Below are 24,960 nucleotides of genomic sequence, written 5' to 3' on the forward strand. Positions count from 1 at the left end.
AGTACAGCGAAAAAAAGGCCTCGCATAATAGACGTTATGGCTAAATCCTCGCCGGGGCTTCGCGATTTTCCCGGCGTCGGATTCTGCCCGTTCGGGCGGCTTCGCTACCATAACGTCGGCCTCATTACACGTAACAAAGTATTACCGGATTGGCCCGACTACCCATAGGTGTCGAGATTACTTAAAAATGGAAAAGGCATTTGAAACTGAAAAACTTTTAAAGATCATTGCCTTATCGATCGCTACGCGCTAGGGATTCAGAGCATTTTGGAAATTTAACGTGAAAAGTTATTTAAATGCGAAACGACAAAGTCGTGCTTCGCTCCTCAAAAATCAGCCCTGAGCCGATACTTCTAAGCTTAGCTTCTCTGCTAGGTGTTTCCACCTCGGCAGTTTTCAGAAGTCATCATGGGAAAAATGTGAAGTTGTCGTGTAAATCAAGCATGGCATTTTTCACGTCACAACCCCGTCTTCAAGCACGTCACGCTATGAAATCTACAGCGTTCAACATGGAGTTGGTGCGTAGATTTCAGGCGGCTCCAATCGCTGGCTGATTTACATGCAGGTGCGCAAGGTGTGCCAGTACATACCTTGCGCTTGGCGCGCTGATCTCCGATTCCTCGAGTTTCAGGCATTAGGTGTCGAGCCTCGAGCCAATCCTATGTAAGCAGGAAGGCCTGGTGAATGGCATTGTTCATCATGACGAACCCAAAACTTTACGTAATTCTCATGCAGAACTGCGGCTGTTCGAGAGGAACACTTGCTGTGCCCATCCTCTGCTACAGATTTGTACTTCAAATTCGGCGCAAGCAGGCGAAACGATCATCGACTTCCTTTTTTGTACCGCAACTTCGCGAAAGCAGCGGTCACACTAATGTATGCCGCTAACTCATTGATAATTCGACTAAACGACCATTTAGTGTAGTTATATATAAACGCCATACTGCGATATCAAAAACTAAGAAATCACAAATTGATCACATTTAGCTCCAGTCACACCCTGCCCCAGCCATTTCTCAAATTCAAACAATGCCATTTTATGTTCCACAGGCGCGAAGTACACCAGGCGCAAGTGCCTTTCCACGTCGATGGTTAACGTCGTGTGCTCTAACGTGACATTGCCGAATGACTCAATCGCCAGATGTCGTATGCCTTGGCAGAGTCCATGGATGTCTTGCCTAGACCACCACTCCTTGAACTCCGGACTAGCGCTTTCAAGGTCACGTACCAGTGAAGCAACATCACTTTCATTCGACGCGTGAACGTAATCCCGACGAAAGCTGGACAGCATCTGGATCGCTTGGTCGTCCCACGGGCGGAAAAGCGACTTCATGTGTTCGTCGGTAAACAACATCGATAACATGTTGCGCTGCTCGGGCGCTTTTTCTGAAAACCTGAAGATCTTGTCAGCCGCGGGATTCCAGGCCAGAACATCCCAGCGCAAGTTCAAAACATAAGCAGGCCGCAGAGGGAGATCTGCCATCAAACGGTGGACGATCTGCGGAACGACGCACCATGTTTTGCCCTGCTCGGCTGGTGGACGCTGGTGGGAAAGTAGATAAAGGTGCCGGCGCTCAACAGCATCAAGTTTGAGAACCCGACACAAATTGTCCAGAAATGCAGGTGAGACGCCAATATCACGCCCCTGTTCAAGCCATGTGTACCATGACAATCCAACACCCGCCAACGCGGCTACTTCCTCGCGACGCAGCCCCGGAGTTCGGCGTCTTCCCGTAGGTGGCAACCCCGCTTCTGCCAGTGAAATGCGCTCTCGTCGGCTGCGTAAAAACTCAGCAAGGTCTTGACGAGTTCTTTCCAGATTCCTTTCCATTATCCAGTTACTCCTAGTAACACTATAAACAGTAGCCATTGTACTAACTATTAGGATGTTAAAGAATTCACTCGACCCGGAAACATCTGGTCACTGTACACCCGCCAAGGATTATCGCGGGATTTCATGCCAAGGAGTAGCAAGGTCGAATACGCGTTCAACATCCCTTGGGAGATCAAGGCGTTTGATGGCCGAGAGAAAAGCATCTTGCGCGCCGCAACACGCGACCTGCTCCCCGCTTCGATTTCCGATCGCGTGAAGAGCCCGTACCCGTCGACTCAAGATCCTGCCTATGAAGCGGTATTGCGGGCCGACCTTGCTGCAATCATGGCGGATCCGAATGCGCCGGTACGGGCATTGCTCGACAGCCAGCAAGTCACTACCACCCTCGCCCGTCAACTGGGCGACAACTCGCCCATGTACGATCGCATGGGCATGGAGTTAGCCGTGGGACTCAACGCCTGGCTCACCGAGTACGACGTCAATCTGGTGATCTGATCAAAACCTGGGGCTGCGGAGTCACGCCCCTGCTTTGCACAAGGAGTAACTCATGTCCAAAACAATACCGGCACCCGTATACCTCATCGCCATTGGCGCCTTTGCCTTGGGGATGGCGTCCTATGTCACCGCGGGCCTGATCCCGATGATCGAGCAAGCGTTTAATGTGCAAGTGGCCGTTGCAGCACAACTGGTAACTGCATTCACTCTGGCCTATGGCATCGGCTCGCCACTGTTCGTAGCCATGCTGCCGGCGCAACGGCAACGGTTCGGCCTGCTGGTCGCACTGGCGTTGTTCGTCGTGGCCGACGTGGCGAGTGCCTTGGTCGAAGACTTTGTCGCGCTGCTGGTGTGTCGAGCTGTCGCAGGCGTCGGTGCCGGGGTCTATCTGGCTACCGGCATCGCGGCGTCGGCGGCCGTTTGCGCGCCCGAACTGCGGGGCAAGGCGATTGCTGTGATCATGGGCGGCATGGCCAGCGGCACGGTACTTGGGGTTCCTGTCAGTCTGTTGCTCGCGGAACAGTTCGGCTGGCAAATGGCACTGTGGCTGGTGGCATTTCTGGGGCTGATTTCCTGGCTGGGGTTGCTGGTCAAGTTGCCCGCCATCCCTGCCGGGCCGGCGATGCCCATCAGCCGCAAGCTCGCCCTTCTGGGCGATCGCAACGTGATGACCATCCTGCTGGTTTCGCTGTTGGCGGCTGTCGCCAGTCTTGGCATGTATACATTCGTGGTTCCGCTGATGGCTGACCCGGCCTATGGCGGTGTCGCCAACATCACTCCATATCTCTGGGTCTGGGGCCTGGGCGGTGTCGGGGGCAGTTTCCTCGTCGGGCCGTTGGTGGATCGCATCAAAGGGCCGACGCTGACGTTTCTGATTCTGCTCATCCTCAGCGTTTCGTTGTTCGCGCTGCCAGCCGCCGCAGCCATCACACCTTGGCTGGCGATGATCCCGATTGCCGTGTGGGGCGCTGTAGGCTGGGCATTGCAGGTGCCTCAAAACAACGAGCTGATCGCTGCTCGTGATCACCAGGGCGATGGCAATCTTGCCGTGGCATTGAACGAATCAGCGCTCTATCTCGGTAGCGCCATGGGCGCCGCAGCAGGTGGCTTCATTTTGCTGCTGCAAATGCCGGGCTGGACATTGGCCATCAGTGCAGGCGCGGTATCCGTTATCGCGGCTTTATTGCAACTGGTGCATCTGCGCAACAGAAAAGCCCAAGCGACCAACACGCACTTGCACCTTGACCGGTCTGCGCGACCAGGATCAAAAATCCACAGTGGCTGACAACAGATAAGTCCGCGGCGTCGACAGCGTCAGCCCCGGCTCGCTGTCGTCCGAAGCGCCCGCCGAACTCCAATAGCGTTTATCCATCACGTTCTCGATGTTGGCACGCAAGGTAATGTTTTTGTCATCGACCTTGAACGCATAGCGCGTGCCTACGTCGAAGCGCTCCCAGGAGTCGATCTCCTTCTCGTTGGACTGATCCAGATACTGCGAACTGGAATAGATTCCGCGCCCGGTCAGCGTCAGCCCTTGCACAGTCGGCACGTCCCACTCAGCGCCCAGGTTGACGTTGTATTTCGGCGTTGCCGGCGCGCGGTTGCCATCGAAAGTGCCGTTGGTGGTGTGGGTCAACTCACTGTCGATATACATCACCCCGCCGAGCAGCCGGAAACCTTTCAGCGGCTCACCGAACATACTCAGCTCCACCCCATTGTTCTGCCGTTTACCGTTCGGACCGAACACTCGCGTCGTGGCGTTGGTTTCGTAGGCTGGCTGTTTGATCCGGAACACTGCAGCGGTCAGTGCGTACGCGCCGGCGTCGTATTTGGCGCCGACCTCGACCTGACGGCTGATGAACGGCGGGAAGATTTCATCCTCGTTCACCGAGGTCGAAGGCGCGATCTTGCCCTGACTCAGGCCTTCCATGTAATTGGCGTACAGCGACAATTTATCGGTTGCCTTGAACAGAATGCCGCCCGACGGCGAAATCTTTTCCTCGTCGTAAGCGGTGTCGCCCTTCACGTCATCGCTCCAGTCGTCGACCTTGACCCGCTGCCAGCGCGCGCCGAGGGTCAGCAAAAGGCGATCATCAAAGAAGCCCAGCGTGTCGGACAACGCCACGCCGCTGAAGCGGTTTTCGGTATAGACCTTGGCATCTTGACGCGTCGGTGTGCCGGGCTTGGCCGTTGTCACCGGGTCGTAAAGGTTGCTGCGCCCTGCCGCATAGCGGGCGCCGCCGTTTTCGAAGTCCATGTAGAAGTAGCTGGCCGCCAGGTTGACTTCATGGCTGACCGGGCCGGTATGGAACCAGTTGCGTACGCCCGCCGTGGCCGTACGAACGTTCTCGTCGCGGGTGAAATCCCGTGGCTGTACGCTGAAATCGCCAGCGTCGTTGGTGACGGAAACGGCATGGCGCAGGAAATCATGGTTGCTTTTACGCGCGCCGACACCGCCGTACACCATCACCGAATCGCTGACATCGAACTCACCGCTGACCGTGCCAAAGGTGTCCTTGGTTTGCGCCTGGCTCCAGGGCTGCGCGTAGTTGTCGCGCACGTCGTTAGCATTTGGAACCTTGGCATTGGCCGCCACCTGAACGCGTTCTTGCGGGGCGTCAGTATCGCGCTCGGTATGACCGATGTCGGTCGACAGGCGCAGACGATCGCCACGAAAGTCCAGGCCCAGCACAGCCATATCGCGATCGACACTCTGGTGATCCCATTCAGTGTCGCCAGACTGTTTGACGCCGTTGAAGCGCAGGCCGAATTGATTGTCTTCGCCGAAACGTCGACCGACGTCCACTGCACCGCCAAGCTGATTGTTGGAGGCGTAACTGGTTGTCAACGAAGTGATGGGCTTGTCGGTAGCGTGCTTGGGCACCACGTTGATCCCGCCGCCCACACTGCCCCGAGGTGAGATGCCGTTGATCAGTTGGCTCGGGCCTTTGATGATGTCGACGCGATCGGCCATTTCCATGTCGATCGTGTAGGTGGGCAAGACGCCGTAGAGGCCGTTATAGGCAACGTCACTGTTGAACAGACTGAAGCCGCGGATGGTGAATTGCTCGTAACGTCCGCCTGCCGGATTGGTGGCGCGCACCGAAGGATCACTGGCGATAAGGTCCCCCAGGGTTCGGGCCTGCTGGTTCTTGACCGCCTCACTGGTGTAAGTGGTCATGCTGAACGGGGTTTCCATGAAGTCCTTGGACCCCAACAGCCCTTGCGAGCCACGTCGTGCGACCTGGCCACCGGCAAACACGTCGGCATCTGACGAACCGGTGGCGCCGAGAATCGAGGTCGGCGCCAGTTCCAGACTGCTGCCGTCCGCCGCCGGAACCAGGATGTAGGCATTGCCGCCAACTGGCTGCAATTGCAAACCACTGCCCAGCAACAACCGGGTGAAGCCCTCCTCCACCCCGTATTCACCCGACAGCCCTGCACTGTTCCGCCCGCTGACCAGCGCCGGGTCCACCGACAGATTGACCCCGGCCAAACCGGCAAAACGCGTCAACGCCGCGCTCAGATTACCGGCCGGTACTTGATAGCTGCGGCGCTCGGCGCCATCGGCCCAACTGGTCGACATCAACAGGGGGCTGGCACTCAGGCTCAGCAGCAGACTCAATTGCAACAACGGACGCAAACGACTTGGGAATACTGCGGGCATTGGAAAAAGCTCTCGATTTTGTTCACTTGCCTGAAATGACCAGCGAGGCGAAAAAAAGGGACAGCCTTCAGCTAATGTTTTTTCGCGGGACGAGAGAAACCCAGAAACGGGTGCGCGTATGGACGTCGATTGGCAGACTCGCGGCCAGTAATGAAAGGACTTGATCAGTGTTGTCGAGACGGAAACTGCCGGTGATGCGCAAAGATTCCAGCGCCGGGTCCCAGCGCAATAGCCCGGATCGATAACGGCTCAGCTCTCGCAGGAAATCACCCAGCGGCTGGTTCTGCGCCATCAACACACCTTCACGCCAGCCCGGCATCAAGGCGTCGAACGCCGCGACAGGCCCGGCGCCGGAGGCTTGCAGACTGACCTGCTGGCCATGATTCAACATCAGCGCCGGCCCATGCAGCGGCTGCAACTGCACCGCGCCACTGACCACCGAAACGCGGCATTCACGTTCGCTGAGGCGCAGGCAGACTTCGCTGCGACTGACGCTGATCCGCCCGTAAGGAGCATTGATCATCAAGGCTGAGTTGCCGGGAACCTTGAGCGCCATCTCGCCGCGCACCAGCGTCAATTGACGGGCAACCAGATCGATATTGACCGCGCTGTCCGTGTTCAACTGCAACGAACTGCCATCCGCCAACTGTAATTGACTGCGCTCACCAATGCCGGTGTGCAGATCGGCCCGCCACACGTCCAGCGGCAATTGCCGACTGATCAGCCACGCCGCTGGCACCAGCGCCGCCAGACCGAGTGCGCGTTTCAGCGCTGCACGACGTTCTGGATCCGGGCGATCCAGGGTCGCCATGGCCAATGCCGAAGGCAGGCTGGAAAACCGTTGGCGCAACAGCTGAATCTTCTGCCAGGCATTTTCATGGCGGTGATCGCTGCTGCGCCAGTGTTGCAGGCGCGTGTGATCATCATCCGTGGCCTCGCCCGACTCCAGCAACGCCAACCATTGCGCAGCAGCTCGGGCCACTTCACGCGCTTCGTCGCTGGGGGCAACGCGCATCAGAAATCCACCAGCAAGCAATGCTCGTAGGCCTGCGCCATGTAGCGTTTGACCGTGCGTTCAGAAACCTTCAAGCGCTCGGCAATCTCGCGATAGCCAAGCCCTTCGAGCTGACTCCACAAAAATGCCCTGCGCACTGCTCGCGGCAAACCATCGAGCAACTCATCCAGCGCTTGCAGGGTTTCCAGCAGCAGCCAGCGCTGCTCTGGCGAAGGCACGCTCTCCTCCGGCAATTGCGCCAGTGCTTGCAGATAGGCTTTTTCGAGTTGGCGGCGGGTGTAGAAGTTGCTCAGCAGGCGTTTGCCCACGGTCAGCAGATAGGCTCGCGGTTCCTGAATATCGATCAGGGGTTGCGCACTGGACAGCACGCGCAGGAAGGTATCCTGACTCAGATCAGCCGCATCCCAGGCGTTGCCCATGCGGCGACGCAACCAGGTTTCCAGCCAGCCCCGGTGATCCCGGTACAGGTCGTGCAGGTTCTGCTCCGAGGGCGCTGCTGCTTCAATCATCTCAAGAGACCCTGCGCGAAGTTAGATTCAAATGAGACTGATTCTAATTAACTTCACGTTTTAGACAAAGGTCTTTTTTGTTGGTCAGGCCATTCGCGAACGCTTGAGGGTCTCGCTCGGCAACTCTTTGAACAGCGCTCGATAGCTACTGGAAAACCGCCCCAAGTGCCAAAACGACCAATGCATCGCGACCTCGGCCACCGTGGTTTCCGTCGGCCTGCGCTTGAGCAACTCGCGGTGCGCACTGTTCAACCGGCGCAAGCGCAACCAATGGCTCGGCGTCATCCCGGTGAAGTGCTTGAAGGCTTGCTGCAATTGCCGCAGCGGAACACCCGCCACTTGCGAAAGCTCCAGCAGATTGAGCGTTTCTTCGGGTGAATCCGCCGCCCATTCGGCGACGCGCTTCATGATCATTCGCTCTTCGGTGCGGCGCTGCAATTCGCTGCGATCCAGATGCACCCGAGCGTTATCAAGAATGAACAAACAGTCCTCAAGCAACTGCTGAGTAAGCACCTCTTTTTCAATCAGATCAATGGGTTGCGTCAACTTCGTGAGAATTGAGCTTAACCAGCGACTGAACAAGGCGTTCTGCCCGCCATTGAGCGGCGTCATGAACAGGCCTTCGAGTCTGGCCACATCCAGACCGTGCTGGCGAACGAATTCCGGGCCGAACACCACCGCAATTTCCTGATAGTTCTCCGGGGTGATCCAGATGTTGCGGCTCTCTTCATTGAGCAGATACAGCGCGTTGTCACTGCGATCAAAACAGAACGCCAAAGCACCCGATGGCGCGCTGAAATTTTGCTCGACCCGGGTGTTCATCTGCTCTTCGTAGACCTCGACGCCCTGCAAATCCAGATAGCGAATCTGTCCGGCAAAATGGCCCGGCGACATCTGTTGGTAATGCTGAACCCAGCCCGGCGTGGCGCGGACCTGCTCGGCCACATCGGCGGTGTTGAAAGCTTGAACCTGGAGCGAATTACACGTTGTCATGGGGTGACCTTGTGCACTCTTTTGGTGCGCTTTGGTGTGCTTAAAGTGGATAGATGGAACGGCAAGGCTCGCCCAAGATAGTCGTCAACGCGCTACAGGGGAAGGGGCGGAAGATGAAACCCGCCCTCCCCGGCGTCAATAAAACCAATAACGAGGTCTTTATGAATGCCCCTTTCGATCAGCTCTTCACTTGGCTGAAAGATCACAAGATTACCGAAGTCGAATGTGTGGTCAGCGACCTGACCGGCATTGCCCGCGGCAAGATCGCACCGACCAACAAGTTCCTGCATGAGCGAGGCATGCGCCTGCCGGAAAGTGTGCTGCTGCAAACGGTAACCGGGGATTTTGTCGACGACGACATCTACTACGACCTGCTCGACCCGGCTGACATCGATATGGTCTGCAAGCCTGTGGCGGACGCGGTCTACGTGATTCCATGGGCGATCGAGCCGACCGCCATCGTCATCCACGATACCTTCGACAAGTTCGGCAACCCGATCGAACTGTCGCCACGCAACGTGCTGAAGAAAGTCTTGCAGCTGTACACCGATAAAGGCTGGAAGCCGATTGTTGCGCCGGAAATGGAGTTCTACCTGACGCAGCGCTGCGAAGACCCTGACTTGCCGCTCAAGGCGCCACTGGGCCGCTCGGGCCGTGCTGAAAGTGGCCGTCAGTCGTTTTCCATCGATGCCGCCAACGAATTCGATCCGCTGTTCGAAGACGTCTACGACTGGTGCGAGCTGCAAGGCCTGGACCTCGACACGCTGATCCACGAAGACGGCCCGGCGCAGATGGAAATCAACTTCCGTCACGGCGACGCCCTGGATCTGGCCGACCAGATCACCGTGTTCAAACGCACCATGCGTGAGGCTGCGCTCAAGCACAACGTCGCGGCGACGTTCATGGCCAAGCCTGTGGGCGACGAGCCGGGCAGCGCCATGCACATTCACCAGAGCGTGGTGGAAATCGCCACCGGCAAACCGATCTTCGCCACCGCTGATGGGCAGATGAGCGAACTGTTCCTGCATTACATCGGCGGTTTGCAGAAGTACATCCCGAAAGTCCTGCCGATGTTTGCGCCCAACGTCAACTCGTTCCGCCGCTTCCTGCCGGACACGTCGGCGCCAGTGAACGTCGAATGGGGCGAAGAAAACCGCACCGTCGGCTTGCGTGTGCCGACGTCCAGCCCTGAGGCGATGCGCGTGGAAAACCGCTTGCCGGGCGCCGATGCCAACCCGTATCTGGCGATTGCCGCGAGCCTGTTGTGCGGTTACCTCGGCATGGTCGAGAAGGTCGAGCCAAGCGCGGGCGTCGAAGGTCGTGCTTACGAGCGCCGCAACCTGCGCCTGCCGATCACCATCGAAGAAGCGCTGACGCAGATGGAAGAGTGCGCCACCGTGGCCGAGTATCTTGGCAGCAAGTTCGTCCGGGGCTATGTCGCAGTGAAGCGTGCCGAGCATGAAAACTTCAAGCGCGTGATCAGCTCGTGGGAGCGTGAGTTCCTGATGATGAGCGTCTGATTCAAATCTGCACAATCCATGTGGCAGCGGGCTTGCCCGCGATGAGGCCGGCAGCCTCGCTATCAATGTTGCCTGTGCCGCCGCCATCGCGGGCAAGCCCGCTCCCACAGGGTCCGTGCAAGACATGACCTACCCAACACAATAAAAAGACCATTTAAAGAGGTGTCGATATGCGTCTATTGAAATCCCTGATCCCGCTCAGCCTGAGCGTTCTGTTCAGCGCCGTATCCCACGCCCAGCCACAGGTCAGCGTCTACAACTGGACCGACTACATCGGTGAAACCACCCTCGCCGATTTCCAGAACCAGAGCGGGATCAAGGTGATCTACGACGTTTTCGACTCCAACGAAACCCTCGAAGGCAAGCTCCTCGCCGGCCGCACCGGTTATGACGTGGTGGTGCCGTCCAACCATTTCCTCGCCCGCCAGGTAAAGGCCGGAGCGTTCCTCAAACTGGATCGCTCGCAACTGCCCAACTGGAAAAACCTCGACCCGAAACTGCTCGAACTGCTGGAGAAAAACGACCCGGGCAACGAGCATTCCGTGCCGTACCTGTGGGGCACCAACGGCATCGGCTACAACGTCGACAAGGTCAAGCAAGTGCTGGGCATCGATCGCATCGATTCCTGGGCCGTGCTGTTCGAGCCGGAAAACCTGAAGAAACTCAGCCAGTGCGGCGTGTCGATGATGGACTCTGCCGACGAAGTGTTCCCGGCCATCCTCAACTACATGGGCCTGGACCCGCGCAGCGAGAATCCCGAAGACTATAAGAAGGCCGAAGCCAAACTGCTGAGTATTCGCCCGTACATCACCTACTTCCACTCGTCGAAATACGTGTCGGACCTGGCCAATGGCGACATCTGCGTGGCGTTCGGTTATTCCGGCGACGTGTTCCAGGCGGCCAACCGCGCCAAGGAAGCCAAGAACGGCGTGAACATCGCCTATGCGATCCCGAAAGAAGGCGCCAACTTGTGGTTCGACCTTTTGGCGATTCCGGCCGACGCCGGTAATACCAAGGAAGCCCACGCGTTCATCAATTACCTGCTCGATCCGCAAGTGATCGCCAAGGTCAGCGGTTCGGTCGGTTATGCCAACCCGAACCCGGCCGCCAAGCAGTACATGGATCAGGAGCTGGTCAACAACCCTGAGGTGTATCCGTCTCAAGCGGTGCTCGACAAGCTCTACATCTCCTCTACCCCGCCCCAGGCGATCATGCGTTTGATGACCCGTTCCTGGAGCAAAGTGAAGTCGAACAAATGAATCAGCACAGCCACGAACACGCCCGCTCCTACTACGCAGCCTCGGCTCGGGCGACCACACCCTACCCTGTCCTGGACGGCGATCTGAGCGTCGATGTCTGCGTGATCGGCGGCGGGTTCACCGGGGTCAACACCGCCATCGAGCTGGCTCAGCGCGGCCTGTCGGTGGTGTTGATCGAGGCGCGGCGCATTGGCTGGGGCGCCAGCGGCCGCAATGGCGGCCAGTTGATCCGCGGAATTGGCCACGAGGTCGAAGGTTTCGCCAAGTATGTGGGTCAGGAAGGTGTGCGCTATTTACAGCGCGCCGGGATCGATTCGGTGGACCTGGTGCGCCAGCGCATTACAGACAACGGCATCGAATGCGATCTGCGTTGGGGTTTCTGTGAACTGGCGAATACGCCGGCGCAATTTGCCGCGTTCAAGGACGAACAAGTCAGTCTCGCCGAACTCGGTTATGCCCATGAAACCCGACTGGTCGGCCCCGAACAGATTCGCCGGCAAGTGGTGAATGCCGAAGGTTATGCGGGCGGTCTGATCGACATAGGCTCGGGCCATCTACATCCACTGGATCTGGTGCAAGGCGAAGCGCGACTGGCGGCATCACTTCGCGTGAAAATATTCGAGCAGAGCCCGGTACTGGAAATCATCCATGGCCCGACGGCTCAGGTGCGTTGCGCCACTGGCACTGTGCGTGCCGGCAGCCTGGTACTTGGTTGCAACGCGCATCTGGATGAACTCGAACCTCAGCTCAGCGGCAAAGTACTGCCCGCCGGTAGCTACATCATTGCCACCGAGCCGTTATCAAAGGAGCGCGCCGCGCAACTGATCCCGCACAATCTGGCCCTGTGTGATCAGAAGGTCGGACTCGATTACTACCGGCTCTCGGCGGACCGGCGCTTGTTGTTCGGCGGTGCCTGCCATTACTCCGGGCGAGATCCGGCAGACATCGCCGCCTATATGCGCCCGAAGATGCTCAAGGTCTTCCCGCAACTGGCCGACGTGCGCATCGAATATCAGTGGGGCGGCAAGATCGGCATCACCGCCAACCGTTTTCCTCAGGTCGGGCGCCTCAAGCAGCATCCGAATGTGTTCTACGCCCAGGGTTACTCCGGCCATGGCCTGAACGTCACCCACTGGTGCGCCAAGCTGCTCGGCGAGGCGATTGATGCGGGCCACAGTCAGGGCATGGACGTGTTCAGCGGCGTGCCACACATGACCTTCCCCGGCGGCCCGGCCCTGCGTTCGCCGCTGCTGGCACTGGGCATGTTCTGGTATCGCCTGCGCGAACTTATGGGCTAACCCCACGCAAGCCCCCTGTAGGAGCTGCCGCAGGCTGCGATCTTTTGATCTTGATCTGCGTGAAGATCAAAGGATCGCAGCCTCGTTTCACTCGACAGCTCCTACACCGCCACCCCACCACACTGGCACATGCACGATCCCCTGTAGGAGCTGCCGAAGGCTGCGATCTTTTGATCTTGATCTGCAAGAGGATCAAAAGATCGCAGCCTCGTTCCACTCGACAGCTCCTACACCGCCACCCCACCACACTGGCACATGCACGATCCCCTGTAGGAGCTGCCGAAGGCTGCGATCTTTTGATTTTGATTTGAATGAAGATCAAAAGATCGCAGCCTCGTTTTACTCGACAGCTCCTACAGGGGTTGGCGAGCGCATTTCATCTGCCGATCATTATTCATGGCGCCCGACTGCTAGACACATTTGCTCTATCGCCAAGCACTTCTATATTGATGAAGTGCTTTTGCGTTCCTGACGCTCAGTGCCCAATTATCAGAGGAGGACACGGATGAAGTCGTCAGCCATCGACGAGCCACGAGCACCAGGCCAGGCCCCCATAAAAACCCGACGCTTCAGCATATCGCTGGTATGGATCGTGCCGATTGTCGCGGTGCTGGTGGGTATTTCGCTGGTCGTGCACAACCTGATGCAGGAAGGGCCGACCATCGTCATCAACTTCAAGACCGGCAGCGGGCTGGTGGCGAACAAGACCGAGGTCAAATATCGCAACGTAGTCATCGGCCAGGTCACCGATGTCGAGTTGAGCGATGACCAGAAAAGCGTCAACGCCACCATCAAACTGGCCAAGCAGGCCGAAAGCTTTACCCGCGAAGACTCGCAGTACTGGGTGGTACGCCCGCGCATTGGCGCTGGCGGCGTGTCCGGCATCGACACCCTGCTCTCCGGCGACTACATCGGCGCCGACATCGGCCAGGCCAATAACCGCGCCAAGCAGTTCAAGGGGTTGGAGAACCCGCCGCCCATCACCTACGGCGAGCCGGGCAAGCGCTTCATGCTGCACACCCAGGATCTCGGTTCGCTGGACATCGGTTCGCCGGTTTACTACCGCAAGATTCCGGTGGGCCAAGTGGTCGCCTACACCCTCAGCAAGGACGGCAAAGGCGTCGACATCGAAATCTTCATTCATTCGCCCAACGATGCCTTCGTCACTGAAAACACCCGCTTCTGGAACGCCAGCGGCATAGACGTCAGCGTTGGCGCCAACGGCTTCCAGGTCAAGACCGAATCGTTGTCGTCGATGCTGGTCGGCGGCATTGCCTTCCGGGCGCCGGATTACAGCCCCAACGATGTCGCTGCGGCCGATGACAAAGATTTCGAGCTGTTCGAAGACCAGTTGACCGCCCTCGCCCCACCCAACGGCAAAGCGCAATACCTGAGCTTGCGCTTCGACCAGGCCCTGCGTGGGCTGAAAGTGGGCGCACCGGTGGAGTTCCTCGGCATGGAGATTGGCCGGGTGGTGGGGATCAATCTGGATTTCGACGCGAAAAAACGCAGCTTCCCTCTGAACGTCGGCATCGTCATTTACCCGCAGCGCCTCGGTCAGGCCTACAGCAAAATGCTCACGGCCTTCAAGCACGACCCCAACGACGAAGCCGCCGGCATACGCCTGATGGGCACTTTTATCGACAACGGCCTGCGCGCCCAGGCCCGCAGCGGCAACCTGCTCACGGGCCAACTGTATGTGGCGCTGGACTTCTTCCCTAAAGCCGAAAAAGTCGCCTTCGATCCGACGGCTCGTCCCGTGGTCATACCGACCGTGCCCGGCAGTCTCGAACAGTTGCAGGAAAAACTCGAAGCGATGGTCGACAAAATCAACAAACTGCCGGTGGAACGGATCGCCAACAACCTCGATGGCAACCTGGTCGAGTTGCGCAAAGGCCTGACCCAGTTCAATGCGAAAACCTTGCCGGGCGTACAGAGCACCCTCGCCGATGTCAGCAAAACCCTGCAGTCCGCCAACTCCACGCTGGCCGATGATTCACCGCAGCGGGAAAAAATCAATGAGACCCTCGACGAGCTCTCTCGCATGTCGCGCTCCCTGCGTGAGTTCTCGGATTACCTGGGTCGTCATCCGGAATCGTTGATTCGCGGTCGTCCCGAAAACGCCGGGCCGATGGACCTGAAAGGACCGCCACGTAATTGAGCACAGGAGCTGAACCATGGCTTTACCGTTGAAGATCACCGTGCTCGCTGCATTGATGCTGCTTGGCGCTTGTCGTAGCGATCCGATCAGCTTTCACACGCTGGTACCGGCACAACCGGGTTCTGGCCGAAGCGGATCGGAGATCGCCATTGAAGGCGTCACCGTGCCGCCGCAGGTCGATCGCGCACAAATCGTCATCCGCCAGGGCAACAGTGGCCTGGCGATACTGGAGACTGATTGGTGGGGCGCGACGCTCGCGGATGAATTGCGCAGTGCCTTGGTCGACCAGTTGAGCAGCGCCAGCGGCCAGCAGAAACTCTCGGTGCGCGTCGACGTGCAGCGCTTCGATTCGATCCCCGGCCAGTACGGCTTGATCGACGTCAAATGGCGTTTGCGGCCACTCGGCGCGGCTGACAGCGCACTGCTGACCTGCCGTTCCGTCCTGCAAACGCCTTCCGGGCCAAGCATCGACGAACTGGTGACGGCGCAGCAAAACAACGTCAAGCGTCTTGCCGCGCAAATCACTCAGGCCGCCAGTGGGTCGCGCGGTTGCCCACCCTCCTCCTGATCAGAGATCGAAGCGATCCACCGCCCGCCGCCGCTCGTTGTCGTCACGCACATCGTAGTTGGCGGTGGTCTGGATGTTGCTGTGATGCGCAAGCTTCTGCGCAATCGACAGATCATGCTCTTCGATCACCCGGGTGATGAACGAACGCCGGAAATCGTGGGGCATGATCTTCACCCCGACCTGCGTGCCGCGCTGACGGGCGATGTAATAGATCGCGTGTTTGGTGATGCGCTCGCGGGTGATGTGGCTGCCGCGACGGATGCGATTGAACAGAAACCCGTCATCGCTTTCACCTTCCTTGAGCTGTGATCTACGCAGTTTCAGCCACGCATCGAGCTTGGCGAACGCCCACGCCGGGGCATACTTGATCAGTTGCTTGTTGCCCTTGCCGATGACGGTCAGGCTGCGCTCAGTGAAATCGACCTGATTCAAATCCAGATCCACCGACTCGGATTTGCGCATGCCGGTGCCGTACAGCAGCGCAATCACTGCGGCGTCACGCAGCCCCTGCGGACGTGGATCGGCGGCGCAGACTTCCATCAATTCATGAATCAGCGTGCGCTTGAGGTTGCGGCCCTGCGACAACCGCGTGCCGGCGATGCCCTTGACCGAACGCATCTTCAACAAATGATCCTGGCTGATCAGGCTCATGCGCCAGGCTTCGTTCATCACCCCGCGTACGGCATTTACATACAGCGAAGAGGTGTTGGGCGCATAACCGTCGGAGCGCAATGCGGCGACCAATGCCACCACATCCTCCGGTTGCAGGGCATGCCAAGGGATTTCCTCGATATTCACTTCTTCGAATCCGAGGCGGTCGGCGGCATCCTGCAAAACGTAGCGCATGGTCAACTGGCTGGAAGGCGCCAGACGTGCCAGATAAAGCGTCAGCGGATTAGTGTTGGACGGGGTGGATTCAATACTCGACAAGTCAATCAAACGAAACGGCCTTGAATGGAAAACGGTTCATTACAACATGACAAAAAACGGCAAAACCTGAATGCAACCGTTTGCCGGAAAAGGCTCACAACCTGCCGGCCAAGGGCTTAAAAGTCAATCAGGCATTCCCCGGCCGGTATTCCAAGCCCTTGAAATTCCGTGTTTTTCAGACAACCGGGCGGACGTTGCAAGCGCGATAGACGAATTGAAACATGCGCCTGTCTACCCTGATCGCGGTCATCAACCGATCAACACTCATCTGGCTCGCGCGTCCGCATTCAGGAGTGCTTCATGAAAATCACGGTATTTGGCAGCGGTTACGTCGGTCTGGTGCAAGCGGCTGTGCTGGCCGAAGTCGGGCATGACGTGGTGTGTATGGACGTCGACCAGAACAAGGTCGACTTGCTGAGTCAGGGCCACGTCAGCATCTTCGAACCGGGGCTGGCCAGCCTGGTGCGCGAGGGGCTGGATGCGAAACGCCTGTTGTTCACCACCGATGAAAAACTCGCCGTGCAGCATGGTCGGGTGGCGTTCATTGCGGTGGGCACGCCGTCCCGTGAAGACGGCTCGGCCGATTTGCGCTACGTGCTCTCGGTCGGCGATGCGATTGCCCGTCACCGTGAGCAACCGCTGATTCTGGTGGAGAAATCCACGGTGCCGGTGGGCACTGGCGACACCTTGCGCACTCACATCGAAAAGGCCTTGATCAAAGTGGGTCGGTTGCTGCATTTCGATATCGTCTCCAACCCGGAATTTCTCAAGGAAGGCTCCGCCGTTGCCGACTGCCGCCGCCCGGACCGCATCGTCATCGGCTGCGAGGGCGATGAGGTGCGTGATGTGATGCGCGATCTGTACGCGCCCTTCAACCGCAACCATGACCGCATCATGTTCATGGACCTGCGCAGCGCCGAGCTGACCAAGTACGCCGCCAACTGCATGCTCGCGACCAAGATCAGCTTCATCAACCAGATCGCCGAACTGGCCGAACACTTGGGTGCCGACATCGAATCGGTGCGCCAGGGTATCGGCGCCGATACGCGCATCGGCTACCACTTTATCTATCCGGGTTGTGGTTATGGCGGTTCGTGCTTTCCCAAGGACATGCGCGCCTTGATCCACAGTGCCGAACAGGCGCACTGCTCCAGCGACTTGCTGCAAGCAGTCGAAGCGATCAACCAGCGGCAGAAGCACAAACTGTTCGAGCGCATCAATGCGTTCTACCGAGGCGAACTGCGCGGCAAGACCTTCGCCCTGTGGGGCCTGGCCTTCAAACCCAACACCGACGACATGCGCGATGCACCGAGCCGGGTCTTGCTGGAAGAACTCTGGGCCGCCGGCGCCAGCGTCCGCGCGTTCGACCCGGAAGCCATGCAGCAAACCCAGAATCTCTACCCGGACGAGTCGAAGCTGATGTTGATGGGCACACCGGAGTCAACATTGCCCGGCACCGACGCATTGATCATCTGCACCGAATGGCAGCAGTTCAAGGCGCCGGATTTCGACCTCATCAAGCAGCGCCTCAACACCCCGGTGATCTTCGACGGTCGCAATCTGTACGACGCCGAGCGGCTGGCGCGTAACGGCTTCCAGTACTTCCCGATGGGCCGTGGCGAGTCGCGCAAATTGCCGATCCCGCTACAACAATGGCCCCATGCGTCCGACGTCGCCTGAGCGGTTTATTGCGAACACGAGGCCCCATGTAGGAGCTGCCGAAGGCTGCGATCTTTTGATCTTGATTGTTAAAGATCGCAGCCTTCGGCAGCTCCTACATAGGGGATTTTGTTGTGTCAGGTTGACCGGTGACTGAGACCCGGTGAGGATGGCGACGCCCGCCTGTGCATTTGAAATAAGGACATTGACCTCTTCGTGGCCACCTACTCTCCCCTGATCCGCCGGCTGATGATCAGCTCGCTGACAGTCGTCATCAGCCGTGCCCTGATCAGCCCATTGCTGACCTTGTTTCTCAGCAACAAACTTGGCCTCAACCCACAGGACGTCGGGCTGCTGCTGGGCATTGCGGTGTTCAGCGCCACACTGCTGTCGCTTTATGGGGGCTACATCATTGATCGGCTGAACAAGCGCCAGTTGCTGATTCTGACCATGCTGTCGAGCGGTATCGGCCTGATGCTGCTGACCTTCGCGCAGAATCTGTACCTGGTCACGCTGGTGCTGATCATCAGCGAAACCGCCTCGGCGCTGTTCCTGATCTGCTCCAAGGCGATCCTCAGCGAGAACCTGCCCGTCGGCCAGCGGGTCAAGGCGTTTTCCCTGACCTACACGCTGACCAACATCGGTTACGCCGTCGGCCCGATGATTGGCGTGGTGATTGCCGGCATCCAGCCTGCCGCGCCTTTTATCGTCGCCGGGGCGATTGCGTGTGGCAGCGTGTTCCTGCTGCTCGGCGCCGCCAGGGAGGTGAACCCGATATCGCCGCTCGGCCAGCCGCAAAGCTTTCTGAATACCCTGATCATTCTGAAAAACGACCGCACGATGGTCCTGTTCACTCTCGGCTGCCTGCTCAGCACGTTGGTGCACGGGCGATTCACTTTGTACCTGTCGCAGTACCTGCTGGTGACGCACACTCAGCAACAGACCCTCGACACCATGGCCGCCCTGCTCGCCTGCAACGCGATCACGGTTATCCTGCTGCAATACCAGATTGGCCGCTTCCTCAAACGTGAACACCTGCGGTACTGGATTGCCGGGGGCACCGCGCTGTTCATCGTCGGGTTGATCGGCTTCAGTTTCGCCGACAGCCTCATCGGCTGGTGCGTGGCAATGTTCATTTTCACCTTGGGCGAGATGATCATCTACCCGGCGGATTTCCTCTTCGTCGATACCCTGGCCCCGGAAGAACTGCGCGGCAGCTACTACGGCGCACAGAATCTCGCGGCACTGGGCGGTGCTCTAAGTCCGGTAATGTGTGGGTTTCTGCTGATGCACACGCCGGCGCCGAGCATGTTTTATGCGCTGAGTATTCTGGCGGGATTGGGTGGTTATCTGTGTTTTGTCAGTGGGCGCAGGGTCGCTTCAATGCAAAAGTAATGCACTCAAACTGCATTAATATGAATTTGTCAGCATCGAGAATGAACGGCACACTGTGCGCGTTCCTCCCCCAATGTTGGAACACTTCGAGGGCTTACCGGATTTACCGGGCAAGTCCTTTTTTTTGCCCGGATTTTTGCAAGGATCGGTTTTACATGCTCGCTCGCTGGTTACCCGCCGCCATCAACACCCGACCGACCGAATGGAGCCGCGCCGCTATCGGCATGGCACTGGGGACGCTGTTCAGCGTGTGGTTGTGCGCCCAGGTCTTCGGGCATGAAGTGGCTTATCACCTGATCGGCCCGTTGGGCGCGTCGGCGGTGCTGCTGTTCGCCGTATCGTCCGGCGCCCTCGCCCAGCCTTGGTCGATTCTGGGCGGCTATCTGTGTGCCGGCGTCGTAGCGCTGCTGGTCGCCCATGTGCTCGGCCGAACACTCGGTAGCGCGTGCCTGGCGGCGGGCATGGCGTTGATTCTGATGTGCTGGTTGCGCTGCCTGCACCCACCGGCCGGCGCGTTGGCACTGACTCTGGTGCTGGCCGACCCGGCAACCATCGCCCTGGACTGGAAAGCCATGGAGCCAGTGATGCTGGGGGCTGCGTGCATGTTGGCCAGTGCCTTGGCCTACAACAACCTGACGCGCATTCGTTACCCGAAACGCCCCGCCGAACCTGCGCCCGTGGTTGCACCGGTCGACAGCCAGGCGATTACGGCTGAAGACCTGAAACTGGCGCTGGCCGACATGGAGGCGTTCATCGACATCACGCCTGAAGATCTTGAGCAACTGATTCACGCCAGTGAACTGCATGCCAAGCGGCGCAGCATCCGCAACGTGTTCACGCAATAACCTGTAGGAGCTGCCGAAGGCTCGGGCCGCGATCGGACGATCTTTTGATCTTGATTATAAAAAACAAGATCAAAAGATGCAGCCTTCGGCAGCTCCTACACTGGTACTGCATTCCATCACCTGATGTAAAAACGCACACAGCCCCTGCAGATATCCCCGTTGTACACGGCAAATTTGCACTGTTACGATCCGTTAACGCTCGCGTGCGAGCTTCTCGAATAAAGACAATAAAAGCAGGGAGTTAGTGATGACTGCTCAGGCTTCATCCCCGCGGACTCTGTCCATGGATGCCACGCAAAACGAAGTGCTGGCCGAGGTTCGCAACCACATCGGTCACCTGACCCTTAACCGCCCCGCCGGCCTCAACGCCATTACCCTCGACATGGTTCGCCTGCTGCAACAGCAGCTCGACGCTTGGGCGAGCGACGCCGATGTGCACGCCGTTGTGCTGCGCGGTGCCGGTGACAAAGCCTTCTGCGCCGGTGGCGACATTCGTTCGCTTTACGACAGTTTCAAGAGCGGCGACACGCTGCACGAAGATTTCTTCGTCGAGGAATACGCCCTCGACCTGACGATTCACCATTACCGCAAACCGGTGCTGGCCCTGATGGACGGATTTGTCCTCGGTGGCGGCATGGGCCTGGTGCAAGGCGCCGATCTGCGCGTGGTCACCGAAAAGAGCCGACTGGCAATGCCGGAAGTGGCCATCGGTTATTTCCCGGACGTCGGCGGCAGCTATTTCCTGCCGCGCATTCCCGGCGAGCTGGGGATCTACCTGGGCGTCAGCGGCGTGCAGATCCGCGCTGCCGATGCGTTGTATTGCGGGCTCGCTGACTGGTATCTGGACAGCAGCAAACTGGCCATCCTCGATGAAAAACTCGATCAGATGGAATGGCAGGACACGCCACTCAAGTCGCTGCAAAACCTGTTGGCCAAACACGGCGTGCAAACCCTGCCCGATGCGCCGCTTGAAGCCTTGCGTCCGGCCATCGACCACTTCTTCGCGCTGCCGGACGTGCCAAGCATGGTCGAGCAACTGCGTGCCGTGACCGTGGCTGACAGCCATGAATGGGCGACCAACACGGCTGATCTGCTGGAAACCCGCTCACCGCTGGCCACGGCCGTTACCCTGGAAATGCTCCGTCGCGGCCGGCACTTGAGCCTGGAACAGTGCTTCGCCCTCGAACTGCATCTGGATCGTCAGTGGTTCGCCCGCGGTGACCTGATCGAAGGCGTGCGCGCGCTGCTGATCGACAAAGACAAGACACCGCGCTGGAACCCGCCGACCCTCGCCGCGCTGGACCCTGCGCATGTGGCGAGTTTCTTCCACGGTTTTGCTGAGAGCGGGAGCTGAGCCATGCACGATCTCGAACTGACTGAAGAACAAGTGATGATCCGCGACATGGCCCGGGACTTTGCCCGCGGCGAAATCGCGCCTCATGCGCAAGCCTGGGAAAAGGCTGGCTGGATCGACGACGCCCTCGTGGCGAAGATGGGCGAGTTGGGTCTGCTGGGCATGGTCGTGCCCGAAGAATGGGGCGGCACTTACGTTGATTACGTCGCTTATGCGCTGGCCGTAGAAGAGATTTCCGCCGGCGATGGCGCGACGGGCGCGTTCATGAGCATCCACAACTCGGTCGGTTGCGGCCCGGTGATGAATTACGGCAGCGACGAGCAGAAACAGACCTGGCTGGCGGATCTGGCCAGCGGCGCGGTGATCGGCTGCTTCTGCCTGACTGAGCCGCAGGCCGGTTCCGAAGCGCACAACCTGCGCACTCGCGCCGAGTTGCGCGATGGCCAGTGGGTGATCAACGGCGCCAAGCAATTTGTCAGCAACGGCAAACGGGCAAAACTGGCGATCGTGTTTGCGGTGACTGACCCGGATCTGGGCAAGAAAGGCATTTCGGCGTTTCTGGTGCCCACCGATACACCGGGGTTCATCGTCGATCGCACCGAACACAAAATGGGCATCCGCGCATCCGACACCTGTGCGGTGACGCTGAACAACTGCAGCATTCCCGAGGCCAATCTGCTTGGCGAGCGCGGCAAAGGTCTGGCGATTGCCCTGTCCAACCTTGAAGGCGGACGCATCGGCATTGCCGCGCAAGCGTTGGGGATTGCCCGTGCGGCGTTTGAAGCGGCGTTGGTTTATTCGCGGGACCGAGTGCAGTTCGGCAAGCCGATCAACGAGCACCAGAGCATCGCCAATCTGCTGGCCGACATGCACATGCAATTGAACGCGGCACGGCTGATGATTCTGCATGCGGCGCGTTTGCGCACGGCGGGCAAACCGTGTTTGTCGGAGGCCTCACAGGCCAAGCTGTTTGCCTCGGAAATGGCCGAGAAGGTTTGCTCGTCGGCGATTCAGATTCATGGCGGGTATGGCTATCTGGAAGACTATCCGGTCGAGAAGTACTACCGCGATGCGCGGATTACCCAGATTTATGAAGGGTCGAGCGAGATTCAGCGGATGGTGATTGCTCGGGAGTTGAAGAACTACCAGCTTTAAAAGCAAAAGATCGCAGCCTGCGGCAGCTCCTACAAGGAAACACATATTCCCGTGTAGGAGCTGCCGCAGGCTGCGATCTTTTGATCTTCTAAAAGCATCGCCAGCAAGCTGGCGATGAGGCCAGTCAAGTTTGCGAATTACTTACCCTTGAACTCAGGCGCCCGCTTGGCCACAAACGCTGCCATCCCTTCCTTCTGATCCTGCGTCGCAAACGCCGCATGGAACACCCGGCGCTCAAACCGCACACCCTCCGTCAGGTTGACCTCAAACGCACGGTTGACGCTTTCCTTGACCATCATCGCAATCGGCAGCGATTTGCTGGCGATCACCGCGGCGACCTTCAGCGCTTCGTCCAGCAATTCATCACTCGGCACGATCCGCGCGACGATGCCGCAACGTTCGGCCTCAACCGCGTCGATCAAACGCCCGCTCAGGCACATTTCCATGGCTTTGGCTTTGCCCACAGCGCGAGTCAAACGTTGTGTGCCGCCCATGCCCGGCAGCACGCCGAGGTTGATTTCCGGCTGACCAAATTTGGCGTTGTCGCCGGCCAGGATAAAGTCGCACATCAACGCCAGCTCACAGCCACCGCCGAGAGCGAAGCCGTTGACCGCGGCGATGATCGGCTTGCGGCGGTTGGCCACGCGATCACTGTCGCTGAACAGGTCGTCCATGTAGATTTGCGGATAAGTCAGCTCGGCCATTTCCTTGATGTCGGCGCCGGCAGCGAAAGCCTTTTTTGAGCCGGTGATGACGATGCAACCGATGTTGCCATCCGCTTCCAGCGCATCAAGTGCCTGGTTCACTTCGCTGACCAGTTGCGCGTTCAGCGCGTTGAGCGCCTGCGGTCGATTGAGCGTGATCAGGCCCACGCGGCCGTGATTTTCCAGGAGAATCGTTTCGTACGTCATGAATAAAATTCCTTGTCAGAGATTGCGCGAAATAACCATGCGCTGAATATCGCTGGTGCCTTCGTAGATCTGGCAGACGCGCACGTCACGGTAAATGCGCTCCAGCGGGAAATCGTTGAGATAACCGTAACCGCCGAGCGTCTGCAAGGCCATCGAGCAGACTTTCTCGGCCATCTCGGATGCAAACAGTTTGGCCATGGACGCTTCAACCAGCGCCGGTTGACCGCTGTCACGCAGCGCCGCCGCGTAATGCACCATTTGCCGGGCGACGGCGATTTGGGTGGCCATGTCGGCAAGACGGAAAGCAACCGCCTGATGTTCGATGATCGGCTTGCCGAAGGTGTCACGGTCACGGGCGTAATCGCGCGCCGCTTCGAATGCTGCGCGGGCCATGCCCACCGATTGCGAGGCGATACCAACGCGGCCACCTTCGAGGTTGGCCAAGGCGATTTTGTAACCTTCGCCCTCCTCGCCCAACCGGTTGGCGACCGGCACTTTGACGTCTTCGAAGAGAATCTGGCAAGTGTCCGAGGCGTGCTGGCCGAGCTTGTCTTCAACGCGGGCGACCTTGTAGCCCGGCGAATCGGTCGGCACGATAAACGCGGTGATCCCGCGCTTGCCGGCACCGGGATCGGTCACCGCAAAGACGATCACGATCCCGGCGTTCTGCCCGGAGGTGATGAACTGTTTGCAGCCGTTCAGCACGTAATGATCGCCTTCCAGACGTGCGCGGGTCTTCAGGCTGCTGGCGTCGGAACCGGCCTGCGGTTCGGTCAGGGCGAACGCACCGAGCATCGCACCGCTGGCCAGCGGTTTGAGGAAGCGTTCACGCTGGTCGTCGTTGCCGAACTTGAGGATCGGCACACAACCCACCGAGTTGTGCACGCTCATGATCGTCGAGCAGGCACCGTCGCCGGCGGCGATTTCTTCCAAAGCCATGGCATAGGACAGGTAACCGGTGTCGCAACCGCCCCACTGCTCCGGCACGAGCATGCCGAAAAAGCCCAGTTCAGCCATCTCGCCAATGGCTTCCTTGGGAAAGCGGTGCTCGCGATCCCAATCGGCGGCGAACGGTTTCAGCCGTTCCTCGGCAAATTGCCGGGCCATGTCGCGGATCTGTTGTTGGTCTTCGTTGGGGATCATGGTGAGTCCTTAAATCCGGGTTACCACACGATTCCCTGTAGGAGCTGCCGCAGGCTGCGATCTTTTGATCTTTTTTTTGCGAACTAAAGTCAAAAGATCGCAGCCTTCGGCAGCTCCTACAGGGGGAAGGTGTGTGTCAGTAAACGCATTCCACGGCCATGGCCGTCGCTTCACCGCCACCGATGTTGTTGGTCTTCATTGGGGATCATGGTGAGTCCTTAAATCCGGGTTACCACACGATTCCCTGTA

19 protein-coding genes and 1 pseudogene are annotated in these 24,960 nt (G+C 58.7%); 12 read left to right on the forward strand and 8 right to left on the reverse strand.

What is annotated here, in order from left to right; genetic code table 11:
• Positions 1–958: 958 nt before the first annotated feature.
• Complete coding sequence (locus tag ICA15_RS06445; protein ID WP_210552747.1) at positions 959–1,831, reverse strand: helix-turn-helix transcriptional regulator; 873 nt, start codon at positions 1,829–1,831, stop codon at positions 959–961.
• A 144-nt stretch (positions 1,832–1,975) separates the two neighbouring features.
• Here ICA15_RS06445 and ICA15_RS06450 point away from each other — a divergent pair.
• Together ICA15_RS06450 and ICA15_RS06455 are read left to right on the forward strand one after the other, a co-directional pair.
• Positions 1,976–2,329: pseudogene (locus ICA15_RS06450) on the forward strand (asparagine synthase-related protein); the annotation flags it as partial.
• A gap of 52 nt (positions 2,330–2,381) precedes the next feature.
• The gene (locus ICA15_RS06455) at positions 2,382–3,614 is read left to right on the forward strand and encodes an MFS transporter (protein WP_210552749.1); all 1,233 of its coding nucleotides are present in this window, start codon (positions 2,382–2,384) and stop codon (positions 3,612–3,614) included.
• On the opposite strand, the gene ICA15_RS06460 is transcribed toward ICA15_RS06455, so the two are convergent.
• The 4 genes from ICA15_RS06460 to ICA15_RS06475 form a co-directional block, all read right to left on the reverse strand.
• Entirely contained in the window at positions 3,594–5,996 is a 2,403-nt protein-coding gene (locus tag ICA15_RS06460) for a TonB-dependent receptor (RefSeq protein WP_210552750.1), read from the reverse strand. The genes ICA15_RS06455 and ICA15_RS06460 overlap by 21 nt on opposite strands.
• A gap of 67 nt (positions 5,997–6,063) precedes the next feature.
• On the reverse strand, positions 6,064–7,011 hold the full coding sequence (locus tag ICA15_RS06465; RefSeq protein WP_210552751.1) for a FecR domain-containing protein: 948 nt from the start codon (positions 7,009–7,011) through the stop codon (positions 6,064–6,066).
• Positions 7,011–7,520, reverse strand: a complete 510-nt coding sequence (locus ICA15_RS06470; protein ID WP_210552752.1) for a sigma-70 family RNA polymerase sigma factor — start codon at positions 7,518–7,520, stop codon at positions 7,011–7,013. Before ICA15_RS06470 ends, ICA15_RS06465 begins: the two co-directional genes overlap by 1 nt.
• Before the next feature lie 84 nt (positions 7,521–7,604).
• A complete protein-coding gene (locus ICA15_RS06475) occupies positions 7,605–8,513 on the reverse strand; it encodes a helix-turn-helix domain-containing protein (RefSeq protein ID WP_210552753.1) in 909 nt (302 codons plus the stop codon).
• 161 nt (positions 8,514–8,674) lie between these two features.
• On the opposite strand from ICA15_RS06475, the gene ICA15_RS06480 reads away from it, so the two are divergent.
• The 5 genes from ICA15_RS06480 (at position 8,675) to ICA15_RS06500 (ending at position 15,319) form a co-directional block, all read left to right on the forward strand.
• Positions 8,675–10,033: a glutamine synthetase family protein gene (locus ICA15_RS06480; RefSeq protein ID WP_150603546.1), complete on the forward strand. Its 1,359-nt coding sequence runs from the start codon at positions 8,675–8,677 to the stop codon at positions 10,031–10,033.
• A gap of 170 nt (positions 10,034–10,203) precedes the next feature.
• Entirely contained in the window at positions 10,204–11,292 is a 1,089-nt protein-coding gene (locus ICA15_RS06485; protein WP_210552754.1) for a polyamine ABC transporter substrate-binding protein, read from the forward strand.
• A complete protein-coding gene (locus ICA15_RS06490; protein ID WP_210552755.1) occupies positions 11,289–12,590 on the forward strand; it encodes an NAD(P)/FAD-dependent oxidoreductase in 1,302 nt (433 codons plus the stop codon). Before ICA15_RS06485 ends, ICA15_RS06490 begins: the two co-directional genes overlap by 4 nt.
• Before the next feature lie 505 nt (positions 12,591–13,095).
• Positions 13,096–14,751 carry an intermembrane transport protein PqiB gene (locus ICA15_RS06495; protein ID WP_210552756.1) on the forward strand — a complete coding sequence of 552 codons (1,656 nt, stop codon included), beginning with the start codon at positions 13,096–13,098 and terminating at the stop codon, positions 14,749–14,751.
• 16 nt (positions 14,752–14,767) lie between these two features.
• Positions 14,768–15,319, forward strand: a complete 552-nt coding sequence (locus ICA15_RS06500; protein ID WP_210552757.1) for a membrane integrity-associated transporter subunit PqiC — start codon at positions 14,768–14,770, stop codon at positions 15,317–15,319.
• Here ICA15_RS06500 and xerC read toward each other — a convergent pair whose 3' ends face one another.
• A complete protein-coding gene (gene xerC / locus ICA15_RS06505) occupies positions 15,320–16,165 on the reverse strand; it encodes a tyrosine recombinase XerC (RefSeq protein ID WP_224450872.1) in 846 nt (281 codons plus the stop codon).
• 384 nt (positions 16,166–16,549) lie between these two features.
• Here xerC and ICA15_RS06510 point away from each other — a divergent pair, with 384 nt between their 5' ends.
• The 5 genes from ICA15_RS06510 (at position 16,550) to ICA15_RS06530 (ending at position 22,657) form a co-directional block, all read left to right on the forward strand.
• Positions 16,550–17,929 (forward strand): UDP-glucose dehydrogenase family protein, encoded by a 1,380-nt coding sequence (locus tag ICA15_RS06510; protein ID WP_210552758.1) that lies wholly within the window; start codon positions 16,550–16,552, stop codon positions 17,927–17,929.
• Positions 17,930–18,124: 195 nt separating this feature from the next.
• Positions 18,125–19,303, forward strand: coding sequence for an MFS transporter (locus ICA15_RS06515; protein WP_210552759.1), 1,179 nt, complete (start codon positions 18,125–18,127; stop codon positions 19,301–19,303).
• 155 nt (positions 19,304–19,458) lie between these two features.
• Positions 19,459–20,148: an HPP family protein gene (locus ICA15_RS06520; RefSeq protein WP_210552760.1), complete on the forward strand. Its 690-nt coding sequence runs from the start codon at positions 19,459–19,461 to the stop codon at positions 20,146–20,148.
• Between the two features lie 247 nt (positions 20,149–20,395).
• On the forward strand, positions 20,396–21,502 hold the full coding sequence (locus tag ICA15_RS06525) for an enoyl-CoA hydratase/isomerase family protein (protein ID WP_210552761.1): 1,107 nt from the start codon (positions 20,396–20,398) through the stop codon (positions 21,500–21,502).
• Between the two features lie 3 nt (positions 21,503–21,505).
• Positions 21,506–22,657, forward strand: coding sequence for an acyl-CoA dehydrogenase family protein (locus ICA15_RS06530; protein WP_150615577.1), 1,152 nt, complete (start codon positions 21,506–21,508; stop codon positions 22,655–22,657).
• A 137-nt stretch (positions 22,658–22,794) separates the two neighbouring features.
• On the opposite strand, the gene ICA15_RS06535 is transcribed toward ICA15_RS06530, so the two are convergent.
• Together ICA15_RS06535 and ICA15_RS06540 are read right to left on the reverse strand one after the other, a co-directional pair.
• Positions 22,795–23,568 carry an enoyl-CoA hydratase gene (locus ICA15_RS06535; RefSeq protein ID WP_150615576.1) on the reverse strand — a complete coding sequence of 258 codons (774 nt, stop codon included), beginning with the start codon at positions 23,566–23,568 and terminating at the stop codon, positions 22,795–22,797.
• A gap of 15 nt (positions 23,569–23,583) precedes the next feature.
• Positions 23,584–24,711 (reverse strand): acyl-CoA dehydrogenase family protein, encoded by a 1,128-nt coding sequence (locus tag ICA15_RS06540; RefSeq protein WP_210552762.1) that lies wholly within the window; start codon positions 24,709–24,711, stop codon positions 23,584–23,586.
• Between the last annotated feature and the right edge of the window lie 249 nt (positions 24,712–24,960).

The sequence above is a fragment of the Pseudomonas sp. P116 genome, from assembly GCF_020149425.1.
Classification (GTDB): domain Bacteria; phylum Pseudomonadota; class Gammaproteobacteria; order Pseudomonadales; family Pseudomonadaceae; genus Aquipseudomonas; species Aquipseudomonas anatoliensis.

Bases quoted from the DNA above. Each gene is read 5' to 3' on its own strand.
- ICA15_RS06445 (WP_210552747.1), bottom strand. From the start codon at position 1,831: ATGGAAAGGAATCTGGAAAGAACTCGTCAAGACCTTGCTGAGTTTTTA.
- ICA15_RS06455 (WP_210552749.1), top strand. From the start codon at position 2,382: ATGTCCAAAACAATACCGGCACCCGTATACCTCATCGCCATTGGCGCC.
- ICA15_RS06460 (WP_210552750.1), bottom strand. From the start codon at position 5,996: ATGCCCGCAGTATTCCCAAGTCGTTTGCGTCCGTTGTTGCAATTGAGT.
- ICA15_RS06465 (WP_210552751.1), bottom strand. From the start codon at position 7,011: ATGCGCGTTGCCCCCAGCGACGAAGCGCGTGAAGTGGCCCGAGCTGCT.
- ICA15_RS06470 (WP_210552752.1), bottom strand. From the start codon at position 7,520: ATGATTGAAGCAGCAGCGCCCTCGGAGCAGAACCTGCACGACCTGTAC.
- ICA15_RS06475 (WP_210552753.1), bottom strand. From the start codon at position 8,513: ATGACAACGTGTAATTCGCTCCAGGTTCAAGCTTTCAACACCGCCGAT.
- ICA15_RS06480 (WP_150603546.1), top strand. From the start codon at position 8,675: ATGAATGCCCCTTTCGATCAGCTCTTCACTTGGCTGAAAGATCACAAG.
- ICA15_RS06485 (WP_210552754.1), top strand. From the start codon at position 10,204: ATGCGTCTATTGAAATCCCTGATCCCGCTCAGCCTGAGCGTTCTGTTC.
- ICA15_RS06490 (WP_210552755.1), top strand. From the start codon at position 11,289: ATGAATCAGCACAGCCACGAACACGCCCGCTCCTACTACGCAGCCTCG.
- ICA15_RS06495 (WP_210552756.1), top strand. From the start codon at position 13,096: ATGAAGTCGTCAGCCATCGACGAGCCACGAGCACCAGGCCAGGCCCCC.
- ICA15_RS06500 (WP_210552757.1), top strand. From the start codon at position 14,768: ATGGCTTTACCGTTGAAGATCACCGTGCTCGCTGCATTGATGCTGCTT.
- xerC (WP_224450872.1), bottom strand. From the start codon at position 16,165: ATGCGCTACGTTTTGCAGGATGCCGCCGACCGCCTCGGATTCGAAGAA.
- ICA15_RS06510 (WP_210552758.1), top strand. From the start codon at position 16,550: ATGAAAATCACGGTATTTGGCAGCGGTTACGTCGGTCTGGTGCAAGCG.
- ICA15_RS06520 (WP_210552760.1), top strand. From the start codon at position 19,459: ATGCTCGCTCGCTGGTTACCCGCCGCCATCAACACCCGACCGACCGAA.
- ICA15_RS06525 (WP_210552761.1), top strand. From the start codon at position 20,396: ATGACTGCTCAGGCTTCATCCCCGCGGACTCTGTCCATGGATGCCACG.
- ICA15_RS06530 (WP_150615577.1), top strand. From the start codon at position 21,506: ATGCACGATCTCGAACTGACTGAAGAACAAGTGATGATCCGCGACATG.
- ICA15_RS06535 (WP_150615576.1), bottom strand. From the start codon at position 23,568: ATGACGTACGAAACGATTCTCCTGGAAAATCACGGCCGCGTGGGCCTG.
- ICA15_RS06540 (WP_210552762.1), bottom strand. From the start codon at position 24,711: ATGATCCCCAACGAAGACCAACAACAGATCCGCGACATGGCCCGGCAA.